The 23,544-nt window shown below is 46.5% G+C and carries 12 protein-coding genes; 6 read left to right on the top strand and 6 right to left on the bottom strand.

What is annotated here, in order from left to right:
* Nucleotides 1–237: 237 nt before the first annotated feature.
* The 4 genes from Abor_RS08715 (at nucleotide 238) to Abor_RS08700 (ending at nucleotide 6,083) form a co-directional block, all read left to right on the top strand.
* Nucleotides 238–2,631, top strand: coding sequence for a TonB-dependent receptor (locus tag Abor_RS08715; RefSeq protein ID WP_048841486.1), 2,394 nt, complete (start codon nucleotides 238–240; stop codon nucleotides 2,629–2,631).
* A 61-nt stretch (nucleotides 2,632–2,692) separates the two neighbouring features.
* Nucleotides 2,693–3,196, top strand: a complete 504-nt coding sequence (locus Abor_RS08710; RefSeq protein WP_048841485.1) for a hypothetical protein — start codon at nucleotides 2,693–2,695, stop codon at nucleotides 3,194–3,196.
* Nucleotides 3,197–3,398: 202 nt separating this feature from the next.
* Nucleotides 3,399–4,514 carry a glycosyltransferase family 61 protein gene (locus Abor_RS08705; protein ID WP_158319728.1) on the top strand — a complete coding sequence of 372 codons (1,116 nt, stop codon included), beginning with the start codon at nucleotides 3,399–3,401 and terminating at the stop codon, nucleotides 4,512–4,514.
* A 117-nt stretch (nucleotides 4,515–4,631) separates the two neighbouring features.
* Entirely contained in the window at nucleotides 4,632–6,083 is a 1,452-nt protein-coding gene (locus Abor_RS08700; RefSeq protein WP_048841483.1) for a glycosyltransferase family 2 protein, read from the top strand.
* Between the two features lie 84 nt (nucleotides 6,084–6,167).
* On the opposite strand, the gene Abor_RS08695 is transcribed toward Abor_RS08700, so the two are convergent.
* From Abor_RS08695 to Abor_RS08670, 6 genes are all read right to left on the bottom strand, one after another.
* Complete coding sequence (locus tag Abor_RS08695; RefSeq protein ID WP_146855145.1) at nucleotides 6,168–8,018, bottom strand: hypothetical protein; 1,851 nt, start codon at nucleotides 8,016–8,018, stop codon at nucleotides 6,168–6,170.
* A 318-nt stretch (nucleotides 8,019–8,336) separates the two neighbouring features.
* The gene (locus tag Abor_RS08690; RefSeq protein WP_048841481.1) at nucleotides 8,337–8,954 is read right to left on the bottom strand and encodes an invasion associated locus B family protein; all 618 of its coding nucleotides are present in this window, start codon (nucleotides 8,952–8,954) and stop codon (nucleotides 8,337–8,339) included.
* A 51-nt stretch (nucleotides 8,955–9,005) separates the two neighbouring features.
* The gene (locus Abor_RS08685; protein WP_048841480.1) at nucleotides 9,006–14,690 is read right to left on the bottom strand and encodes an autotransporter domain-containing protein; all 5,685 of its coding nucleotides are present in this window, start codon (nucleotides 14,688–14,690) and stop codon (nucleotides 9,006–9,008) included.
* A 456-nt stretch (nucleotides 14,691–15,146) separates the two neighbouring features.
* Nucleotides 15,147–17,660, bottom strand: a complete 2,514-nt coding sequence (locus tag Abor_RS08680; protein ID WP_048841479.1) for a TonB-dependent receptor — start codon at nucleotides 17,658–17,660, stop codon at nucleotides 15,147–15,149.
* Nucleotides 17,661–17,811: 151 nt separating this feature from the next.
* Entirely contained in the window at nucleotides 17,812–19,077 is a 1,266-nt protein-coding gene (locus tag Abor_RS08675) for an MFS transporter (protein ID WP_048841478.1), read from the bottom strand.
* Complete coding sequence (locus tag Abor_RS08670) at nucleotides 19,074–19,997, bottom strand: LysR family transcriptional regulator (protein WP_048841477.1); 924 nt, start codon at nucleotides 19,995–19,997, stop codon at nucleotides 19,074–19,076. The genes Abor_RS08675 and Abor_RS08670 overlap by 4 nt, the downstream gene beginning before the upstream one ends.
* A gap of 184 nt (nucleotides 19,998–20,181) precedes the next feature.
* Here Abor_RS08670 and ggt point away from each other — a divergent pair, with 184 nt between their 5' ends.
* Together ggt and Abor_RS08660 are read left to right on the top strand one after the other, a co-directional pair.
* Nucleotides 20,182–21,861 carry a gamma-glutamyltransferase gene (gene ggt / locus Abor_RS08665; protein WP_052946411.1) on the top strand — a complete coding sequence of 560 codons (1,680 nt, stop codon included), beginning with the start codon at nucleotides 20,182–20,184 and terminating at the stop codon, nucleotides 21,859–21,861.
* An 18-nt stretch (nucleotides 21,862–21,879) separates the two neighbouring features.
* Complete coding sequence (locus Abor_RS08660) at nucleotides 21,880–23,187, top strand: lipase family protein (protein ID WP_048841476.1); 1,308 nt, start codon at nucleotides 21,880–21,882, stop codon at nucleotides 23,185–23,187.
* The last annotated feature ends 357 nt before the right edge of the window (nucleotides 23,188–23,544 follow it).

Raw genomic sequence — 23,544 nt, 5'->3', positions numbered from 1 at the left:
CAGCATCCTCATTGTACGCCCCAACCAGAAAGCCGGAAAATACTCTCACTTAATTCAAACTTCTAATTGATTATTATACATAAATTATCAGAGTATAAAATTTCATATAGACCAAAAAAGCAATTTTTCTCTATCAATAATACCTAAGTATAATATCCCCACATCATTATTGCAATTGCGAATAACTATCGATTGTGATGTTAAGAAGGCATATTTACACCACCAAGGACACTAAAAATGAGCGACATTCCGGCACGTCGGAAAATAGGGTCAACTGGTCTTGTCGCGGGCCTTGCACTTGCTTGTGCGGGCATACAAAGCGCACATGCCGCCCCAGACCATGATAAAACCAGCAAAAAACCTACACCCCATAAAAGGGAAAAAACAGCCCCACCCTCACCCGCGCAGACAACACAGAACGAGAGCGCACACGCGCAACTGCTCAACGGCCCCAAACTTGACCCCAGTAAAGCTATTACCAACGAAGAGCACCTAACCGTCGTTGGTTCTCGTATGAATATCTTGCACGAATCTGTTGGCTTAAGCCGCATGCCGCAAGATGTTATGCACACTGCACAAGCTATTAATGTGGTGCCCCAAGCCTTAATGGAGCAACAAAACGTTAAATCGCTTGATGAAGCACTCCGTAACGTACCCGGCATTACCGCGTCTGTTGGTGAAGGCGAAGGCGGAATGTCTGGTGACCAGTTTCTTATTCGCGGGTTTCAGGCACAAAACGACATCTACGAAAACGGCCTAAGAGACTTTGGTGTCTATACACGCGATAGTTTTTATTACGACCATGTCTCTGTTATTAAAGGCCCATCGTCAGAAGTATTTGGTAACGGCACAACAGGCGGTGCCATTAATATTGTTACAAAAGCACCCCATACCGGCAACTCATACCAAGGTAGTTTTTCTGGCGGCTCGGGTGACTATTACCGTGGCACATTAGACATAAACCGACAGATAAGCGACAGCATTGCGGTGCGTCTGTCTGCAATGGGGAATGAAAATAATGCCGTTGGTCGTAATTATATTTACTCGCACAGATGGGGTATAGCCCCTTCAGTAACATTTGGGTTTAATAAAAAAATATCTTACACGGTTGATTATTTCCATCAGAACGATAATCGCATTCCTGACTATGGTGTGTGGGTTGTCCAAAAACCGGGCACAAGCATCAGTAAACCCATTACCGAATATGGTATAAATAGAAAAAATTGGTATGGCACCACTTTTGATCAAGACGATGTCAGCACAGATATGCTCAGTGGGCGCCTTACAGCAAAAGTAGCGCCGTGGCTTACCCTCTTTAATGACACAAAAGGGGGCATTTATCATCGGTATTATTCAGCCTCGCAACCCAATTGCGCAGCCAAAAACTGTGTTACACCGTATTTTTCTGGCAACCCAAGTAACGCCACAACCACCCGAAATGGTGGCTTAGGTGGCCCCAACCCTTACCGCCAAAACGATTGGTCTATCCAAAATGTTTTCTCTAGTGTTGCACACTTCCACACAGGCACTATTCGCCATGAAATCATTGGCGGTTTTGATATTGAGCACGTAGAAGACCACCGAAAAAACTACCCCTACAACGTAACCCGCCAAGGTACCAGCCTTACCAACCCTTCTATGTATGTGCCCGGTCTTGAGCGCCTTAATTGTGCAGACAACCCCAATGGTCTGGCCTCTATCCCTAATGGTGTAGGCCGTAAATGCTACAAAGATGGTAGCGCCACAGATATCGGGGTCTTTCTATCCGATCAAATCTGGCTTGCAAAATGGTTTGCCATCAAGGGTGGTTTTCGTCTTGATAGGTGGTACAGCAGCTATTCTGCAACGGGGGGTGTTAAAACAACCCCAGACACACACTTTAAACAAAACGAAACAACAGTAAACCCAACAGTAAACCTGATGTACACCCCCAATGATGACCTCATGCTCTATTTTAACTGGGCGCAATCTACCACACCAACAAGCCTGTATGTAACAAACAGCAACGCACCTTTTACAACTAACTCTGGCTACGCACCTGAGCGAAGCAGCCTTTACGAAGTGGGTGCCAAATATAACGCCTTCAAAGGCCGCATGGGTTTCACGACCGCACTTTTCAGGCTAGAAAAAAACAACTCTACAATAACAGATCCTTCAACGGGTGATATCTCGGCTTCCTCAGACAAACAACGCAACCAAGGTTTAGAACTAAGTGCGTCTGGTAATATTACATCAAACTGGAGCATCATTGGCACCTATGCGTTCTATGATAGTCGCGTTACAGGCTCCCAAACTGCGGCTGATGTCGGCAAACGCATACAATATGTACCCAAAAACTCTGCTACATTATGGAGCACCTACTCCATAGCCGCCAAAACCCCTTACAACCTTACTATTGGTGGTGGCATTACATGGCGCGAAGGGGTCTGGCTTGATGCGCCCAATACAGCGCGCGTTCCCGCTACGCTAGACTTTGATGCTCTGATTTCTCACAATTTTGGTAAACATTGGCGTGTTGCTATGAATGGTTATAATCTTGCAAACAGACTTAATTACAGTAACCTTTTCCAAAACCGTGTTACACCAGCCGTCGGCCGCTCATTTTTATTCAATCTTTCAGCTACTTACTAGCCTTTGGTACAACAATGGGGGCTACATCAGCCCCCCACCCCCAACACAAGTAAGGAAGATTATGCTCCCCCCAGCCCCCATAATACCCACGTATAAAAAATCTTCTGGCTTAGAAGGCTTGTGGCCGCATTATAGGGAAAGCATTGAGAAGTCTCTTTTTGAAATACAAAAAGACTTAAAAAACAAAAAAATTATTCTCCGCAATGTTGGGCTGTTAACTTTATGTGCGCTTCTACACGCACACAAACCTTTAACAGCAACTGAGCTATGGAAAACCCTCAACACAATTATGATGCATCGTGACATTCCGGGTGTTTCTTCAATGCAAAGGGCGCTAAATTATTTTATAAAACATGGTCTGGTTATAAGGACTATAAAAAACAATAGAACCTTTGAATATTCATTACTCCGTGAAATAAAATCAACTTACGATATTTACTTTATTAACATTTTAACTGGCCAGAGAGCAAAGTGCTTTGATGAAACCATAAATAAAGCACTCAGCATAAAAATTAATGCCCTCGAAGAGAAATTCAAAAAAATAGAGGTCAATATTTACGTTTAAATAAAATATATTACTGACAGAAAAAAGAAAACATTTTCTTGTTTTATAATTAAACCTTCAACTCAAGCTTGAATATTTCTAATGCTCTCTGCTTAAAGTATCAGTGGATGATTTGGCTTTCTATTGTTCATGAAATCTAAAATATCCTGCTTGTGCAGAGTTTTAACTCTAAATCTAATTTTTATTTTTTCGGTTTATGAATATGGTAAATATTACAAAACACGCCCTGCTTGAAATGCCGTTTTATTCTATAGATAGACAATTGGGTCATAGTTTTATCCCTTTATCTCAGACAACAGATTTATTAGACCACGAAATAACCGCATTTTTTGGCGCGGTGAACCAAGATGTTGGACGCTCAATTGTAGAAAATACAGCAGGGTCACCTGTCGGCATTTATAACGCAAAAAATGTTTGCATTACTTTTGATGGTTATCTTTTTAAAAACAACTCTTTTCTAGCAACAGATGGTTTAAATTTAAGAGAAGCAGGCCGCCCCGTGCTCGCTCATTTTTTAGAAAATATAATTACAGAAACTTTTATTCATGACCCTTGCGTGCTTCTTTACGGCCCAGGCTGGACAACTTGGGGCCATTGGACAATAGAATTTTTTACACGCATATATCTACTAGAGCGCTTAGGTACCAGATCTGAAGAAATAAAGTGGATTATTCCCGCCCAATGTCCAGATTTTGTTCATTTTTTTCTTAAAAAATTTGGAATAACACCTGATAATATTATAAAATTTGAACATACAAAAGAATATCTACACTGCCAGTCTCTTATTATCCCAACCAATTTAACATGTGGTATGTCCTGTCACCCCCTTATGTCAGATTATATTGTTTGGTTAAAAACCAAACTCAAGCTACCTACCCTACCAGATATTACGCAAAAAATTTATCTTTCTCGCCAAAAACTAACCTCCACACGGCGTATTATTAATGCAACCGAAATAGAAAACATTGTAACAGACTTTGGTTATACAATATTTTACCCGGAAAAAATGACTATTGATGAACAAATAAAAACTTACTCTAAAAGTGTTTCTATATTTAGCGAATATGGATCAGCCTCCCATAATAGTATTTTTGCGCCTCGTTCTGCTTTTATCGGATGTTTAAGAGATAACAAACGCTCAGTTGGGTTTATACAATCTGCGCTCTGTAAAGCCGCTCAGCAAAAAATGTGCTATATCTTTGGCCGTGAAGAAATAAATTATCCAGAATCTTCTTATTACATAAACCCTAATGACCTACGAGATAGCCTTGTATTTGCAGACCAAAAAATAAAACAATCACTGTTCAATTTATTTTAACATAATAAAATACAAATTACGTTATGAAAAATTAAATAATGCTCTGATATAAATAACTTTAATTGAATGAAAAATAAGAACTCTCTATTTTATTTCTGTGCTTACGGAGAAATTAAAATGAGTGACAAGTCTGCAATTGTACTTTTCGTTAAAAATGAAGTTTACGATATCGCTTCTTGGATCTCATGGCATTTGAGTTTAGGTTTTGATAAAATTTTTATCTACGATGACCACTCAACAGATGGCACTTTTGAAGTATGTGAAATAATTAGCCGTAAATATAATATTGAATTAAATAGAACTAGTATTGGAAAAGAGCCAAATTTTTACTGGAGACAAAAAGAATCTTATTTTGATTCCTGCCGAAAATCGCTTAATAATTACAAATGGCTCGCATTTTTAGATGCTGATGAATATATTTATTTAGAAGAACATAATACCATAAATGATTTTCTTTTAGATTATGAAAATTGCAATGCTATTGCTTTAAACTGGTGTATTTATGGTGGCTCCTATAAGGTTCTAAAAGATCATATCCCTATTTATCAGGCCTTCCTTTTTCACTCTCAAAAAGAGCTTGATGATAATACGCTTGTTAAGAGCATTATAAAACCAGAATATTATACTTTTAATTACACTGACCCACATAAATTCCATTTAGAAAATGAGCAATATCTAGACTCTCTTGGAAATAGCTTTACATGGTCCGGTTCTACCAAAAAAGTTGAATGGGGTAGAGCCAGAGTAAACCATTATATTTGCCGCTCTATGGAGCATTATGTTGCTCGTATAAATAGAAGATTAGGAGCAGATCTCTCTAACTCTACAGTTTATTGGAATCATTTTGATAAGAATGATCTTGAATATCATATTGAAAAATCAAAAATTGAAAATGCCAATAAAATTTTGAACGATATTAAAGCTATACTTTTTGATAACTACCAAGAAACTCTTATTTTAAAAAATAAATTCCATAACCAAGTTATCAATTTAAATGAGAAAAAATCAAAAACTTTTGTTATTAAAACACAACATGATAGTTATTTACACCTAGATAGCATTGACGGTTTTCTTGCACAAACACCAGATATCTCAACCACAAACAACCCTATATATGGCATAATTTACGACGAAGACCCTGATACTATTTACCTTGTAAGCCAAGACAACGAACAGGTCTCCAATATTAATTTTCACATTAAAGATAAACAGCAAAAAAGCTTCTGCTATCGTTTTCAGATTGTACCTTCCCATAATAATTCTGTTTTCTTAAGAGATCCTTATACCAATAAATATCTAAGCTGTGTTCCGCTAGACCTTGGTGGAGACATTACGTGTAACCGACAAGACCACTCTGCGTGGGAGCAATTTTCCCTTATTGAAAACTCGTTCCAGTTTGAGACACTTTCATCTATAAAATATTATTTTAACTACCAACAGTTTGTAGATTTTTTACTGAAACAAAATTTAAATTATAATGATTTTCTCATTGCATCTTCCAATTTAGACACTAAATCAAAAGAGCTTCTTTTAGAGGAAAGTAACAAAACTCTCTCTTGGATTGTTTAATTTTATAACTCTCTAACTGTATTATTTGTTTCTCATAACCCCATCAATGCATCTTACAGTATTGAATGGGATTATAGCCAGTCTCTAAAAATCACTCAAAGCGCTTCTTTTCCAATGATTTTTACCCACACAGACATAATGGTAATTTTCATCATCCATAAACTGACCAGCAGAACACGATGCTTGAGAAGAGGTTGGGGTTTTAAGAGGTTGCTGAAAATACCCAATTGCTACAATGTTCCCCTGAGCAATGACATTCTGCTTCGCTAAAAAAGTCTTTTTTAATATAAAATTTCCTGTATTTTGCAATGAAAGCAACTCTTCATTACCTTGCATAATCTCTAAAAGAGTAGTGATATTAGAAACAGGCATATACAAACCCAACCCTGCATTATGGCCTTGCGGTTGCGGGCCAATAACAAGACCACTCCCTGCTGTTACCCCCCCTTCTTTTACATGAGCGCCATTTTTTAAATGCACCATGCCATTCCCGTCATGAATCAGGCCACAATTTTCCTGCGCTGCACATAACGCAATAGAAGCACCCCAAGCTCCTTTGGGGTTCCATTCAATCTCTCCATAATTTGAACCTGTAGTCGTCGGGAATTTAAAATTACCGTCTGCATGTAAACCCAAATGGTAAGATGTGTTGGTTGCACCTTGAGAATGACCATAAGCTTGTTGGTAACTTATTAAGTTAAGAGAATTTATGCTGTCTGCAAAACTAGTGAATGCAAAATTGGTTTGGACTTTTCTATTTTTTGTTTGTGTGGCGGTATACTCTTTCGGAAAATATGTACCTTCCTGCCCATGTAGGTAAAAAGAGTGCCCTTGAATAATATTGGCATCTGCTGCGCCATCAAGAATAAGTATGTTGGGAATATCGCCACTCAAGTTCATGAGATAGCTACCCGATGTCATGGCCTCTCGCCCCACAGGGCTGTTCATCATAGACGCAATTGAAACGGTTATACCATTTACCGTTACATCTTTTGGTTTTGTTGCATAATACCGTAAGTCTACCTCAGTATCGCTTAATGTATGCGAAAGTGCTTTTGCATACCCTTTATTTTCTTGAGAAGATGATTTTCGGCCATCATAAAAAAGGTAGTCATTATGAGCGGTTTCGCCTGTATCGTTGCCGATAAATACCATTGGCTGTTTATAGTTAGACCTTAATGTATCTAAACTATCACCTTTTTCGTAACCGGGTACGCTCCCTACGTGCTGCTGTTTAAAATTATAATTACCCCATGCAGGCACATTAAGCAGCGTAATGGCCTTACCCGTACTATCAAAAGACTGCTGCCAACCAGCTAATATACCCTGATAAAAATTAACCAGAGGATAGCTGTCACCAACCCAATTGTTTATAGGTTTTTCTGAAATCTGGGAATTAATGATATTTGTACTGACATACATACCAATTCTTAACATAGACAGTTGAGCAGGCGTGAATGCTGGAGAAATAACAGCATGCCCAGCCATAAATTTTGCCGGTGCAATAACCATAGCAGATGCGTTGGTTACACCTGTATACTGGCCCACACCATCAAATGGCGGCACTTGCCCAGCTCGCCAGTCTACATTAGCCACACCATTTTGCTGGTCAACACCTATGCCCCATAAAATGTTTTCTAGAGCTCCGGCATTATATGGCCCCCATGGCTGGCCTGTAATCACCAACGAACCTGGCCGTGATACCGTATTATTTGCCTGCCCAGTTTTGCCCCAACCATGCGTAGGCAGCCCACCAATATAAACGGAATCGGGAGACTGAAAAACATCTGGGCTACGCGACAAAGCAGAAAAAATTGGGAAACGCCCAACTGTTATGAGAGGTGCAGTTTGTTGTTCTGTTGTGAACAGAGAAGCTTCAGAACGCTCACACTCTAATGTATGGGCTGGTAGCATTGGCAGTGCGGGTTCTGCCATACAGGGTAATGGTGCCATGAAAAGGCAGGTTACTGTTAAGGGAAAACGCAATTTTCTCTCCTTAACAGCCTTTAATAAGAATTGGAGACATGTTGGCGTTCCCCTGAGCATGATCTCATCGCTAAAATATATCTGCCGCATATACTGTGCTATAGCATTGTATTGAATGACTATGCTGCTTTAGATATTCTTCATTATTGAAAGTTTTAATTTCTTATACATTTATACGCCAACCATATTTTGATAGAAAATATGATTGGCAAAATTAACATCTACTTTAACTCATTATACTGTATACAAAAAGACTCTCGGCATAGTTTAGTGTCCAGAAATTTTTGAACTAGAAAGCGCCGTAATACGCGCCATCGCCTGTTCTAAACCTTTGTTAGAAAAAGGAATAGAAACATTTTGTCCCGTAACAGAAACGGCTCTTATTTCTACTTTTGTGCCTTTTTGTAGCTCTATAAATTGCTGAGTGGTCAGATTAACCGGCACAAGGCAACCTGCAGGCACACATGTTGTAAAGGCTTGCACATCGGCTATGGGGTGTGCATCAGCTTGTAAAGTAACCCCTTTTGCCAAAGCAAGGCCAAAGGGGAGTGTTGCAAACCCTGCTATTCTGTCACCTCTGGGTTGTAGCTCCAGAGTAAGAATATGCTGGTGTGTTTTATTTTCATTTTCTTGTTGCACAACCAAACACTGTGCCGTCTGGTTGTTTTTTTGGCATACAACACGCCAGTCTTGGTAGGTTTCGTTTAAAGAAGAGGCCCCTCTTGGTAGAGTATATTCCAGTAACGGTTGGGTGTTGTTAGCACTTTTTGCCTTAGATGCTGCTGTATTAGCTGATGCATGACCATAAAATGTAAATGCTCCTATACAGGCAAGGGCCAAAACACCAATACTTGCGGGAACAATAATTTTAAGATTTTTGTTCATAATAGCTCCATTTTTTTGATGGCAGAGACACCGCTTACTGCCAGCCTTGCTTTAAAACGTAATTTTGACGTGGGCGCGTGCCCCGTTATCCAATGCCTGCACGGCGTATTGGCCAATATAGGAAAGACCAAAATCAATGCGGTCTGTTGCCTGTATGGTAAAGCCTGCATTGAGCACGGCACTATCTGCTGCTAAGGGCGTGCCCGAAATAGACATCATAGGGCCATTCCCTTCGCTTGCGAATGTTTGCCGCACGGTGGGTGCTAGATGCCCAAACGCGTGGCGATAACCCAAAAGTGCTTGAGGGGTCATGGCCAGATTACCCACTTTGAAAGTAGAGGCCGCACGCACACCAAAACTGGAGAACGTAACCCCCATATCCATAGCGCGTCCGTTCAGAGCTTCAATACCACCTGTTTCGTGATATTTATTGGTATGAGTATTAACATACGCAACTTGGGCAAAAGGTTCTATAACTGTGCCGTTATGCCGTATTTTATAGCCAACCTCACCAAATGCTTGCGCTGTGCCACCTAGGTAGCTGCTATTAAGCCGCCCACCTTGGTACCCTTTAAATGCAACTGTTCTATTAACTTGTTGCATATTCCATGCATAAGACGCCCCCATACGCAGGTTGAGCTTACCCCAATGTGTGCCAGCATAGCCACCAAGCAGCACATTATTGCTGTTGCCATGAGAGTTACGACCAGTGCCAACATTAAATGTTGAGCTACCATACCCTAACAACCCACCAACACGCCAACGGTCATGCACTGCGGTATCTGCCCCCACCATAAAGCCTGCTGTGGTGTGGTGCATGGTAGCGGCGTTACCGTCACCATAGTTTTCACCTAAGCTGCCATAACTTTGGCCCCACAGTGTAAAGCGGTCCGTATAACAGCGGTTATTTTTCTCAAAAACCTTGTTATTTAAGCTCGCTGTACTTTGTGTGCCTCTGTTATAGCCGCCATCGCATTCAGCACTTTCTAAACGCTCATTCATGGCATCTCGTGCAAAAAATGCGTCTTCGGTCATAGCTGTAGCGACAGAAGCATGCCCTTCTCCCGAAAGAGCATTAATGGCCTGTAACCCATCTTGCTTATCAAGCTGAGAAATAGCCTTAATAATGGGGTTTTCAACAGACATGCCAGACAACCCTTGTTCTACCTGACGTTGATTACCACTGCCGCCCAATTCTGAAATATTTAAGCCATTGTTTATTAAAAGCAGGTCTACATCATCAGCCGTATAAAATAGTTGAGGGGTCAAAAAGAGATAGTTTTTTGTAATATTTGTCAGAAGATCAAGATATTTACCGTTTATGCCACCTGTCGCACTTAAGACTGTATACGCTTGGTTCGCCTTAAGCACTGAGCCCTGCACCACATTAAAGCTGACAGATGCACCATCAATATTTGCAGACCCAGCAACCCGCACCACATCACCCAAAAGTTGGGCATAAGTAGCACCGTTGGCCGTAAATGTTGTGCCTGTCAGTGTGCCTGTACCTGTGCCTGATAAAACAGAGCCTGCCTGCATGCTCAGGTCGCCTTTAATAGTTAATGCCCCTACAGTATCAGCATTACCGGGCGCCAATATGCCGCCTTGTGCAATATGCGTTGCCCCTACCGTACCTAACCCCGACAAAGTTGCACCCTCTGCAACGCTTATTTGAGAGTTTTCTAAAGAACCATTTACATTAAGGGTGCCAGCAGACACGGTTGTTTTGCCTTCAAACTGGCTGTCGTCGTAATTTATGCCAACTAAGGCATTGCCATTTTTTATAAAGTCCCCTTTACCTGAAAGGGGATTATCGAGACTACCATCTTTATCTTGATTTAAGACGAGCGTGCCCTCGTTTACAATAGCGCCACTACCAAAACTACTTGCGCTACCTTGCAAGGTGCCATCTGTAATGTTTGTACCACCAGCATAGGTGTTAGTATTGCCAAGCACCGTTGTGCCTGCCCCTTGCTGCGTAAGGCTACCTAAACCATCAATCTGCTGCGTAAAAGTGACCGCATCGCTATGGTCAATAACCAATGCGCCATCATTATGAATAGCAGCACTACTGTCTATACGGCCTTCTGTGCCACCGTTACCGAGCTGCAAGGTGCCACCGCTAATTGTGGTATCTCCCACATAAGTTTGGTCTTTTGTAATAAGAAGAGTGCCTGCATCTGACTTAACCAAAGAGGTACCACCAGAAACTTGGCTATCGTTTATAACGGTATCTAAATCGGCAATAATAGTGGAGCCTTCGTTCGTGCCGTCACCCACTCGAATAGTGGTGGTATTGGTTGTTGCGTACACGTCGTCGCCTGTAACAACATACATATTTCCATCACTATTGGCGAACTGCATACCCTTAATTGTTACATTGGCAACATTACCAGCCTTATTTGTATCCGACACAGTAACAGTGCCAGCAGTTGCATTAAAAATGGCAAACCCACCCGGATCCCACGGAGCATTGCGGGTGCCGTTATAGTTTGTCCAATTACCGTCTCCCACACCGTTTAAGGTTGTCCATACACCATCACCGCCATTAACCTCACCATTACCAGAGGCACCATCGGTTCCATGGTTTGCACTGTTGCCACCATCCCAATAAATGAGTGTTCCATCGCTCACAACCAAATTAACTTGGTGTGCAATAGATGTTTGTAAACCAAGGCTTACATTATCACCTTGTGGAATATCCCCCAGTTTTTCATCTAGAGCACCAGACAATTTTCCATCGTACGCATACAGTCTATAAACACCAGCGTCTAGCAAGCCATTTTTAACATCTGGCCCATCGGTAACAGCGGCAACATTTAAAGTGCCGCCTAGGGTCAGATTCCCTTTGACGTCAACAAAGTCATTATATTGACCGCCAGCAATATTAACTTGCCCCAAATCCCAGTTCTGAATGGAATTTTTCCCAAGGCTCAAGTTGCCGTTCACTGTTAATGTGCCCACAGCATGGTTAATGCCACCAGGGGTTAATGTTGCCCCATCAGCTAATGTTACATTGCCGCCCAGAGTACCAATACCGGCTAAAGAAGCACCAGACGCCACCTCTGTTGCGCCGGTCGCGGCGCTCTGGTTACCATCAACCTGCAAAGTGCCAGCACTGACCGTGGTTGTACCGCTATAACTATTTGCCCCCATTAAAACGGTTGTGCCGGTGCCTGCTTGGGTAAAGCTGCCGCTGCCGTCCATGGCTTGAGCTATGGTCAGATCGTTACTATGTTTTACACTCAGTTGGCCGTCATTATGCACGGCAGTACTGGAACTGATGCTCCCTGTGGTGCCACCATCGCCCAACTGCAGGGTTCCACCTGTCGCGATGGTTGTGGCCCCCGTGTAAGTATTATCTCCGCTGAGAACTTCGCTCCCACCCTTAACACTCAGGCCACCAGCGCCAGATAAAATGCCACTATAAGTATCTGCAGCATTGCTCAAGCTAAGCGTGCCGTCCAGCGTCCCATTTGCCGTGCCACTTAAAGACCCGGCGGTGGCAGCATTGGCACCAACCGTGAAGCTACCACCTTGGGCCGCCAACGTGCCGCCAACTGTTGCGCCATCTAGCGTTACCTGACCGGCTGTGTTGGTCACGTCACCACTGACACTATTGCCACCACTCAAACTCATGGTGCCAGCATTAGTCGCAGAGGTCGCACTGCCACCGCTCAAGCGTAGCGTAGCGCCATCTGCGTTGGTCAGGGCACCCGCTGTGGTATTTGTGAGCATTGCCGTGCCTGCCGTGCTCGAGAGGTCGTGCAGGGTCGCGTCGGACGCTGTTAATGTGCCGCTATTGCTGGTGCTGCCACCAACGCTGCCGCCAGAAATGCTCGTGGTGCCGGCTGTCGTGAGATCACCCGCGATAGAACCCGGCAAGTTCAGACTGGCTCCCTGCGCAACTGTGGTTACACCCGTGTAAGTGTTGGCCCCGCTCAGTGTCTCGGTGCCACCCGCAACCGTCAGGCCACCAGTGCCAGAGGCAACACCGGAGAAGATATTTCCAAAGCTACTATTTGCATTTGTCAGGGTGAGCGTATTGGCACCCAGCACAACTGAGCCTGCCCCCTCTAACGCAGTAATACTCGGTGTTGCAGAACTGCTGCCCGAGACATCAAACACACCGTTGTCGTGCACGCCAGAAGACGTGGCAATGCTGCCATCACCGCTTAAAGCCAATGTACCTGCTGTAATGGTGGTAGCACCTGTGTAGCTGTTGGCCGCACTCAGGGTTGTGGTACCCTGCCCTTGCTGGGTGAGGCTGCCGATACCGTCAATGCCCTGTGTAAGAACCACAGCATCACTATGGTCAACAACCAATGCACCATTATTGTGTATGGCAGAGCTGGTGCTAATACGCCCCCCAGTGCCTCCATTGCCAAGTTGCAAGGTTGCGCCCTGATTAACCGTTGTTGCCCCGGTATAAGTATTATCACCTGCAAGAATTTCTGTGCCGGCACCAACCGCCAACCCGCCGGTACCAGATGCTACCCCGGAAAAGACATTACCAAAGCCACTATTGGCATTAGTTAGGTTAAGCGTGTTAGCGCCTAAAATAATAGACCCCGTACCATCTAAAGCGGTAATGTTAGGTGCCGTGTTGGTCGTAGCAGAGAGGTCAAACACGCTGTTGGCATGCACACCAGAAGATGCCGCAATAGAGCCGTCTCCCGTAAGTGCTAGAGTGCCTCCAGTAATACTGGTAGCCCCAGTATATTTTTGGGCTGTAGTAAGGCGCGTTGTACCATTACCGGCCTGCACAAAGGTGCCGGTTCCATCAATTGTTTGGTTAAGTACGACTGTATCGCTGTGGTTCACAACAAGGGTGCCACTATTATGAATAGCTTGGCCACTTGCTATAAGACCACTTGCGCCACCATTCCCAAGCTCAAGGGTTGCTGTCGGGTCTATTGTTACATCAACACTTGTGGTGTTGGTCCCTAAAATTGTCCAATCTGAACCGCCTGTTACTTTTAAATATGAAAAACCCGTTACTTTAGAAGACGAATTTGAAAAATCGAACGTCGATGTCCCTTTACCCCCCAAGGCAAACGTATTGCCTGTGACAGTAGACACGACATTGTTCGCAAAACTGCCTCCAACATCTAGCTCTACAGTATTATTGGTTGCTGTCACGTTAACTGAATTGGAAAATATATTAGTGCCGTCAGGGCTACCTATGCCACCATGATTACCAGAGATAGTTCCTGAATTTATAAGTGTGTTTCCTGTACCTGTTATAGAAACGCCATTCCCAGCCGCCCCATACCCACCTGGGCCTACCGAGTAACTGCCACGATCGCCCCCTTGCCCGCCGGTTATACTCCCAGCATTAATTAACGTGCTACCTTGGCCTGAAATAAGAACGCCAGAGCCACCCTGCCCGCCAGAACCACTATAGTGTGCAGTACCCCCTTTGCTCCCTTTGCCACCCGTTATGTTACCAAGGCTTGTGTTGGTATAGGTTTGCGCTGAACTAACGGATGCGCCATCCCCACCGGGGTTACCGGGCGTGCCGTTTAACCAACCTGTGCTGCCTGAAGGCTGTGTTCCTGTTTGGCCAACAATAGTCGATGAATTTGTGATATCTTCTGCATTGGCACTATTAGGCTGAATAACAGCTAACCCCCACAAACTAAGAGCCAGGGTAGAAACCGACCGCATAAGAAGCTGTGAATGGCTAAACCATGCTTGTTGCGTTACAGGCCGGGAAGACACGCATAATTTCATACTACTGCTTCTTGTATCTGGAGAGCACAGAGCAGCATTTGAATAAAAGCGCTTTAGACTTTTATTACAAATACGCCAACAAAGTGTCGCCACGCTATATTTGCTATTTTAAAATACTCTTAACAATTTTGATTATTTTTTATATTTTGTAGTTGTTTTTTATTTAACTTTGTTATTTAAAATGAAACACTACTTTGAGAAAATTAACGATGTATTCCAAATTTCTAAGGCATAATACACTCAAAAATACGCCCTAACACAACAACCAGAGCCACTCTGGCGGGTATATTTTCTTATATGCACGAAAGAGCCCGTAGCGCAGTAAAAGTGCTACATCTTCTGTAATTTTAAAGAAATATTATAGGAATTAAATACTCTGAGAGCCGTGCTCAAATCAGAGAGTCTATAGCGGGTTGTACCGAACACTTTAAAATATTCTGCACAACCCGTGCTGTTTTAGAACGAGGTAGAAACCGTGCCAATCATGGCAAACGATGGGAGTGGTGCGTAAGTCGGTGCAGAAGATGCCGCAATAGCATGCCCATATACACCTACTGTTGGCCGTGCATTGTTCGCAAAGGAATACACACTCCCTAACTTATTTTGCCCAGTAACGTTTGAAAAATTCAAACGGAAAGTGGGAGATTGCGCAATCCATACTTTTGGAAAGTGGTACCCAAGCGCAATAGTGTTGGTAAAGTAGTAGGGCATTGCTTGGTCGTTCATGAAAGATGAATACTGCTTAGCCGTAAAATGCAGGCTGGCATTCATAAAAAACGGGCCTTCATTATAGGTGAGGCCAACACTTGCCATGTATTTAGGGGTCATGACCGGTCTTTTGCCTTTAGTGCGCAGGTAATCTACCACGCCATCTGCCGCTGTTGTTGGCAGGTTGTTGTCCATGGTGGCGTGCAAATATTCAAACGACACATACGGACGGAAACGGTGCAGCAAAGGCCGGGTAGACAACATAACATCTACCCCCCTAATCGTTTCTCCGCCCGCGTTCATGGTCTGGCTTACCTGTACATCGTTGCTGAATGTGTTGAGGGTTAGCAGGCGGTTTGAGACATTGAAGTTAAAGGCGCTAATATCTGCCACCAGCAAATTGCCTGAATAGCGGTACCCAATTTCTTCCTTAATGGAATATTGTGGTTTTGCGCCCGCACCAGATGTGTTGATTTTACCTGTTGAAGTATTGAAGCGTGTGATTAGGCCAACAGGTGACGGCGCACGGAAGTCTCCCTCCGCATTGATATAAACCTGATTATGGCGGTCAATATCATAAGACCATGCAACCCGCGGGGTGGGGGACACAAAGGTTTGAGACGTTTTACCGGCCCCAGCCGCCAGAAAATCCTGCCCGCGCAGGGTCATGGCTGTTACTTTAATACCGGCGCGCAGGCTCATTTTGTGGTTCATGAAATACTGCGCATCTTCCAAAAACCCGGAGTTAAGGCTGTAAGACCCCAAGAAATTGGTCGTGTAGTAAACATTGCCCGCCGTATCACGCAGGTAAGACGATTTATCGTTGTCTGATGGCCGCGCACCGGTTGTTTGGTTCATACGCATCATGGGGGTGAGCAGGGAGTAGCGGTTTTCTTCGTGCCAGTAGCCAACCTGCCCGGAATTATTTTTTAACGACCAATGCAGGGCAGCAACAACGCCGCCTTGCTGGTTAACAGACTGCGCAGCACTGGCGGCATCGTAATAGGTGCCTTTTGTAATTTTGCCGTTGCCGTCTAGATCAACCTGTTGGAGCGCGCTCCCTGCATACGTATACCCTTCCCGCATGCGCGATGCGCTGTCTAGCGTAATAGCAGCACGCTGGTAATACGGTACGATGCTCAAGCTAAAAATATGGTTAAGCGCAAATTTGCTCGGCAAAGAGGCGTAAAACTGATCTTTGTTTGTGCCACGCTCTGCATAATACGTGCTGGGAGAGGTCGGGTTAAATGTGTCGGTATAGTTCAGGGGCGTTGCAACAGGCCGACCGTGCTTGTCGTTCATGAAGTTAGCCATGGTTGGGTAACGCAGCAGGTACGACTCATAGTGGTTGTAGCCTACAAACAGATCAACCGAACTATTTTGCCCAAATGTTTTTTGTGCCCGAAAATCCATGTGCTTGCGGTCACTATTGCCAGACCCGCGCCATGCATCTGCGCGTGTGTGTGAAAACGAGGCATAGCTTTTAATACCAGAATTGCCCAAAAGCCCGGTATCGATACGAATAAACTCTTTAGACGTATTAAACGAACCATAGCTGCCAGAAAGCGTGCCACCAAATTTATCGGTTGGTGCGCGGGTGGTAATGGAGAGTGAGCCAGCCGCAGCCGAAGTCAGTGGGTCTTCCACAGAAATGGAACCCGGTGTCATGGATTCAACAGAAATATTCTGGGAATCAATATAGTTCTGGATAAAGCTTGCCCCAGATGTAGATGAGCCGTTGGCTATGGGCATACCGTTAAGCAAAAACCCAATATCAACATCATTCAGACCACGGCTGCTGATAGAACTCCCATCAATGCCGCTTGGATCTGATGAAGACACGTTCACGCTTGGCAGGTTAGAAATAAGATCAAGCGGGGCGCTGGTAGGGCTTTGCATAGCAATGTAGCTGCTGGTCACAGACTGGGTCGCACGGGCTTGCCGCTCAACACGCATCATGCCGCCACCGGGGGCATTGCGTCTATTACCCCGAATATCGAGGCTTTCAGAAGAACTAGACACACGTGGGCCAGCTTGTGCCGTGCGCTTACGCGCCCGCGCCGCGTTAGGGGCACTACCGCCTGCTGCGTGGCCAGTCACTTGCGGGGCTACTAGTGTGTTTGCCGTAGGCTGTGCAGCGGCAACGTCACTCAGCACAAACGCGCCAAGCACTGTTGCTGCCATCAGGTGCCGTTTGCTTTTAGCGGCACGCAGCAGAGCGTTGGAGTGAGCAGCAATCGTGCAAATCTTTTGGCGAGACATGGCGGCACATTTTCCTGAAAGAGCGTGATGCCTGATAATCGTTACGAATCTTCTACAAAAAATAAATGGCTTAATCGTGGGGACATTGCCAACCTAAGGTTGATAATAACCTCCCTAAGGCAGCAAAACCGCCTTCTAGAAGCCACGACACTTAGGCTGAGTGTGTCTCTTTTAAGAAATACACGCCCAGCCTTACGGCTACCGCGGCAAGGCACGCGGTAAACATAACGTAATAAAGCGGCGCATTTTGGTAACCCGTGAGCTGGATAGTTGCCCCGTTTAACAAGGGCGCCAAACCACCAAATATAGCCACCCCAAGCGAGTACCCAACCGAAAGCCCCCGCCCCCTATGCGCTTTGCCAAATAGCAGGCCCATATATCCGTCCAGCGCGGCAAAATAAAACAGCCCCAATATATTGAGCAAAAGGGGGCACACCATAACCGTAAGCGGTGTCCAAGGGATCCAGAGCGCCAGCGTAGCCGGGAATAAAAACAACACGGTACACGAGCATAGCATGGGGTAGATACGTTTTGTTTGGTCAAAATAGGTTGCCAGCCGCCACCGCACAGGGGTGAAGAGCAATTGCCCAGCATAGGTGGTAAAGGCCGCCCAATAAGTTTGCCGCGCAGACACATGAAAAACATTTTGTGCATAGTGGGGCATATAAAACCCCAAATAGGTAATGCCGCTGCCAAGGCTAACCATACCCATAACCAGCACAATACGCAGGGCTGTATAACGCTCCACCCCAACTGGTTTGGGCACAGCAACCTGCGGCATGCGTTCACGCGGGCCAAGAGAGGCACGCAGCAACAGCCCCACCAAACCACCGCAAGACCCCAGCACCGCCGCCACTCTAAACCCATACTGCGCATAAGCCTGCTGGCTCATAACACTGCCAAGCAACAACACAACACTACACGCACACAGAGAGGCCAATATTTGCCCTATAGCCTGCCAACTGGCCCGCTTTGCTTCATGCTGGGGGGATTGTTCTATTAAAAACGAGGTCGCCACCCCAAATTCGCCACCTAAAGAGAACCCTTGTATCAAGCGGCCAAAAACAATAAGGCACGGCGCAAGGCCGCCTATTTGTGCGTAGCTGGGGCAAAAGGCAATAAGGGCACTCCCAAGCGCCATAAGGGCCATACAGGCCGTAAGGCCCGGCAACCTCCCATTTTTATCTGCATACCCGCCCAAAAAGTAAGCGCCCACAGGCCGCGCTAGTAACGAAAGCCCAAAGGTGGCAAGCGCCAGCGCAATTTGAGAAAACCGTAAATCTGCCGGGAAAAATGTCCGGGCAATAAATGCAGAGAAATAAGAGTAAATGACCAGATCATAATATTCGACAACATTGCCGATGATTGCTGTCAGAACATAGCGTTTGCGTTCAGAGGCAGACAAAAATGCTGTCATCGGGTCTGGCTTGCTATGCCACCCAGAGCACCCGCCATAAAATTGATAAACGAGCGCAAGGTGGGCGAGCTAAAACGGTCTTTATGGTATAATAAGTAAACAGGCCGAGTGGGCAGGCGGTAGTCTGGCAACAGCACTTTAAGCCGTTCAGCCCGCAGGTCTTCCCGCACAAGGTCGGCTGGCAACATAGCCACCCCCATACCTGCCAGTACGGCTTTACGCAGGGCCTGTGTGCTATTCATAACAGCGCGGGTGCGTAAAATATCGACCACAACTTTTCCTTTCGGCCCTTCAAGCTGCCATTCCCGCCCGGCCCACTGCATGGGAGAACTAGCCGGATAGGGAAAAGACAGGGCATCGTGCGCCTGAAGTTGCATGGGCGTAAAGGGTTCTCCCCGTCGTGCCAAATAGTCGGGAGAGGCACAAAGTGTCATGCGGTAATCTCCCAAACGCCTGCAAATAAGGGTGGAAGGCGCTGGCAAACCAAGCCGAATGGCTGCATCAAATTTTTCTTCTGTCAGGTCAACGCTGCGTTCTGTCAGCACCAATTCTACGTCCACCATGGGGTGTTGGTGCAGGTAGTCTACCAGTTGGGGGGTTAGGCTTTCTGTGCCGTAAGTGACAGGGGCCGTTACCCGTAGCTTACCACCGGGCACCGTTTGGGCCGCCTGCGCCATACGGTCTGTTTCCTCGAGCATGGCGATAAGCTCGCGGCATTTTTCAAAATAGACAGCGCCAAAGGGGGTTAGGCTCTGCCGCCGTGTGGTGCGCCGCAGCAGGCTGGCCCCCACGCGCTCTTCCAGCAAACGAATGTAATTGCCCACCATGGTAGACGACATACTGCAACGCTCGGCTGCAGCCGCCATGCTACCGGTTTCAACCACCGCTACAAACGTAGTCATTGCCTGAAAGACGTTCATTCATCACCATAGGTTTCTAATCTATCCATAATCAGCACGTTTATTGTTTCGATTAAAGACCGTAACATCTTTTCTCAGAGATATTTTTATGCGGTGTAGCAGAGGTCTTTGTTTCAAAATGAGTATCAAAACAGATCCCCGAGCCCTTCCCCTCTCTCTGCGCAGGCGGGCTGGCCTTAGTGCCATGTTTGGTGCCTCTGCCCTTCTTCTTTCTGCTTGTGCTGCCCCTATGCCCCCAAAAACCCCTACCACCGCCCAAAACTATATGGTTGCAACAGCCAACCCTATGGCGTCTCATGCCGCATCAGACATTCTGGCACGCGGTGGCAACGCAGTAGATGCCGCTATTGCCGGGCAAATGGTGCTGGCCGTGGTCGAGCCACAAGCCTCTGGCTTAGGTGGTGGCTCCGCCATTCTATTCTGGGAAAAACAAACCGGGCAGCTTAGTTTTTACGATGGCTTAGCCAGTGCCCCTGCCTCTATTCCGCAAGACTACACCAAAGATGCACAAGGCAGGCAAATTCCGCACGCTGTACTTGAGCGTACAGGCCGCGTTGTTGCCATACCCGGTACTTTACGCACCCTGGCCCTGCTGCACAAACGCTACGGTAAACTGCCTTGGGCAGACCTGTTTACGCAGGCCATTACTACCGCCCGCAACGGCTTTGCAATGCCCGGTTACCTGCATTTGGTGCTAACCGAGCGCCCAGACCTTGCAAAACTGCCTGACTTTGCAAGCTATTTTGATGCCGAGCATAAGCCCTTGCCGCGTGGTACCCTGCTCCATAACAGCGCATTGGCAGATACCCTCACCACCATAGCCCAAAATGGTGCCGAAGCTTTTTACGCGCCAGAAAACGCCAAACGTATTGCCCAAGCGGTAGCGCAAGCTCCCTACCCCGGCCACATTACCCCAGAAGACTTTGCCGCTTACAAAGTGCGTGAGCGTACCCCATTATGCGTGCATGCCTTTGGGCGGCGTATTTGCTCTGCCGCCCCGCCTGTGGCAGGCGGGCTTGCCGTGCTGCAACAGCTTGCCCTGCTAGACCGCATGCAAATTGGCCGCTACCAGCCCGGCAGTGTGCAAGCTGCCCACCTCTTGCTTGAAGCCTCCCGCCTTGCTGAGGCCGACCGCCGCAAATACGCAGCAGACCCAGACTTTGTGCCGGTAGCCACCACCTATTTGCTCAGCACAGGGTATCTCGATAGCCGCGCAAAAGAGATAAACCTCAATTCTGCCGCTATAAAAGTCGTGCCAGGCGTTATTCCGGCAGGCCAAACAGCCCTACCCGTCTCAGACGCCATGACCGTGCCCGCCACCACGCACCTGTCTATTCATGATAGTTTTGGCAATGCGCTGTCTTTTACAACAACAATTAACCTCAATTTCGGGGCTGATATTGTTGTCAATGGCATGGTGCTAAACGACGCTATTACAAATTTTGCCACGCGCCCAGTTGTTGATGGCCAGCGCGTAGCCAACGCCATTGCCCCGGGCAAACGGCCTATTACCACTATGGCCCCCACTATTGTTTTTGGCGCAGATAACGCACCAGAAGTTATTATTGGTGCGGGTGGTGGCGCACGCATTATCGATTCAGTTGTGCAGTCACTGGTGGGGTATCTGGCATGGGGCCAAAACATTCGCACAGCCATTGAGCAACCCCGTATTGGCGCACAAAACCGAGCCGAAGAGCTTGAGCACGGTACCTCTGCCGCAAACCTAGCCGCAGCATTACGCAAAATGGGCCATACCCCCAAAAGTGCCGTTATGAACGCTGCCGTGCAGGGCATTACCCGTAACGCTTCTGGCCTAGAAGGCTGGGGCGACCCCCACCGTGACGGCGTGGCGGTTGGCCACTAAAAATTTGGAGACACTGTCATGACCCGTTCATTCCGTACCCTCCTGAGTGCAACAGCTCTTATCACTGTGGCCGCCTGCACCACCGCCCAGCAGCCCCCAGCGCCAGCAGCACCCATAGTGCCAGACCGCCCCTTGGGTGACGGAGGTGTCAGCGCTTTTTATCAGCCCCCCGCTACCGTACCCAACGCTGTCGGGCACATGATCCGCACAGAGAGAATTCAAAACCTAAAACTGCCCGAAACAGCCGACCATGCAGAGCGTATTCTCTACACCTCTCTTAGCGGTGTAGGGCACGAAGACCCCGTAGTTGTGTCTGGTCAGGTTATTTTTCCCAAAGGCACACCGCCTAAAGGCGGCTGGCCCGTTATTGCGTGGGAGCACGGTACAACCGGCATTGCAGACGTATGTGCACCTTCTTGGCGTGGCTATTTCTCCCGCGACCGGGCCTTTCTAGACCACTGGCTTACCGCAGGCTTTGCTATTGTTGCCAGCGATTACCAAGGCCTAGGCACACCGGGCGCGCACCCCTACCTTATGTATAAGCCTGAGGCCTACAGCGTGCTTAACGGGCTACGCGCATCCTTAAAGCAATACCCCACCCAGTTGCGTAACCGTATTGTTTTGGTCGGGCAGTCTCAAGGGGGTGGTGCGGCACTCGGCACGGGCTGGATGGCCCCGCATTATGCCCCAGAGCTTCATATTCTGGGGGTTGTGGCCACTGGTGTCGTGACAGATTTTGCAATACCAGCAAACCCCAAGCACCCGCCGCTGCCCCGTAGCAACACAGAAACACCCCACATGGCGGCAGCTTTTGACATTTTGACCGATGAAGGCTCCAAACAAAGCCTACACCCCGGCCAAAATATGGATACAGGCATGACAGACAAAGGGCACGACCTGTCACGCCAAGCGCGCCAGTCTTGCTTAGGTGACTTGTTCCGTTACACAGACAGCCACGACATTACTATCGGCAACATGTTTACATCTGGTGTCACGCAAAACGACCCAGCTTATAACCAAGCCTTCGTTATCCCAGACGCGCATTTTAAAATGCCAGTTTGGGTTGGCACAGGCTTAGCCGATGGTGAAGCGGGTATTAGCCAGCAATATAACGCCGTTGCCGCCATGTGCGATGCTGGCACGCATGTTACGTGGGTGCAGTACCATGGCCTAACCCATAACGGAGCAGTTAACCCTTCAGCAAATGACTCCGTACCGTTTGCAACCAACCTCTTAAAAGGCAAAGTGCCCCAAAGCACATGCCATACTCTACAGCCGGTCGGCCACGAGGAAGACGCCACCCCCGGCATTAAATGGAATAACTAAAGCCTTTATGCGCCCTATTTCGGGCGCATATTATCTGCCCTTTGCTATAATAAACCTTATTTATGCCGCCAGTATATCACTCCACTGTACGGCATAAACACCCACTTTCGCTTTCATTCTGCTTACAAGCACACCGCCTTATGGTCGGAAAAAACAAAACCCATAAAGCCAATACCTGTGATTAAATAATAACGCGCTATATAAGGCAGCCCAGACACACCCTACCCCTCTTTTTCTACCTGCTACGGGGCTACAGGTTACTGTATGTGTGGGTGTTTATAGCATTGTAGGCTTTGGTACGACACGCAGAAGACCCCAGCCTGTTTCCGGACTGGGGGTCATGATGCGTTAGCATTG

Source organism: Acetobacter orientalis, assembly GCF_000963965.1.
Taxonomy (GTDB): domain Bacteria; phylum Pseudomonadota; class Alphaproteobacteria; order Acetobacterales; family Acetobacteraceae; genus Acetobacter; species Acetobacter orientalis.
This window is presented reverse-complemented; position numbering and strand designations above follow the sequence as displayed.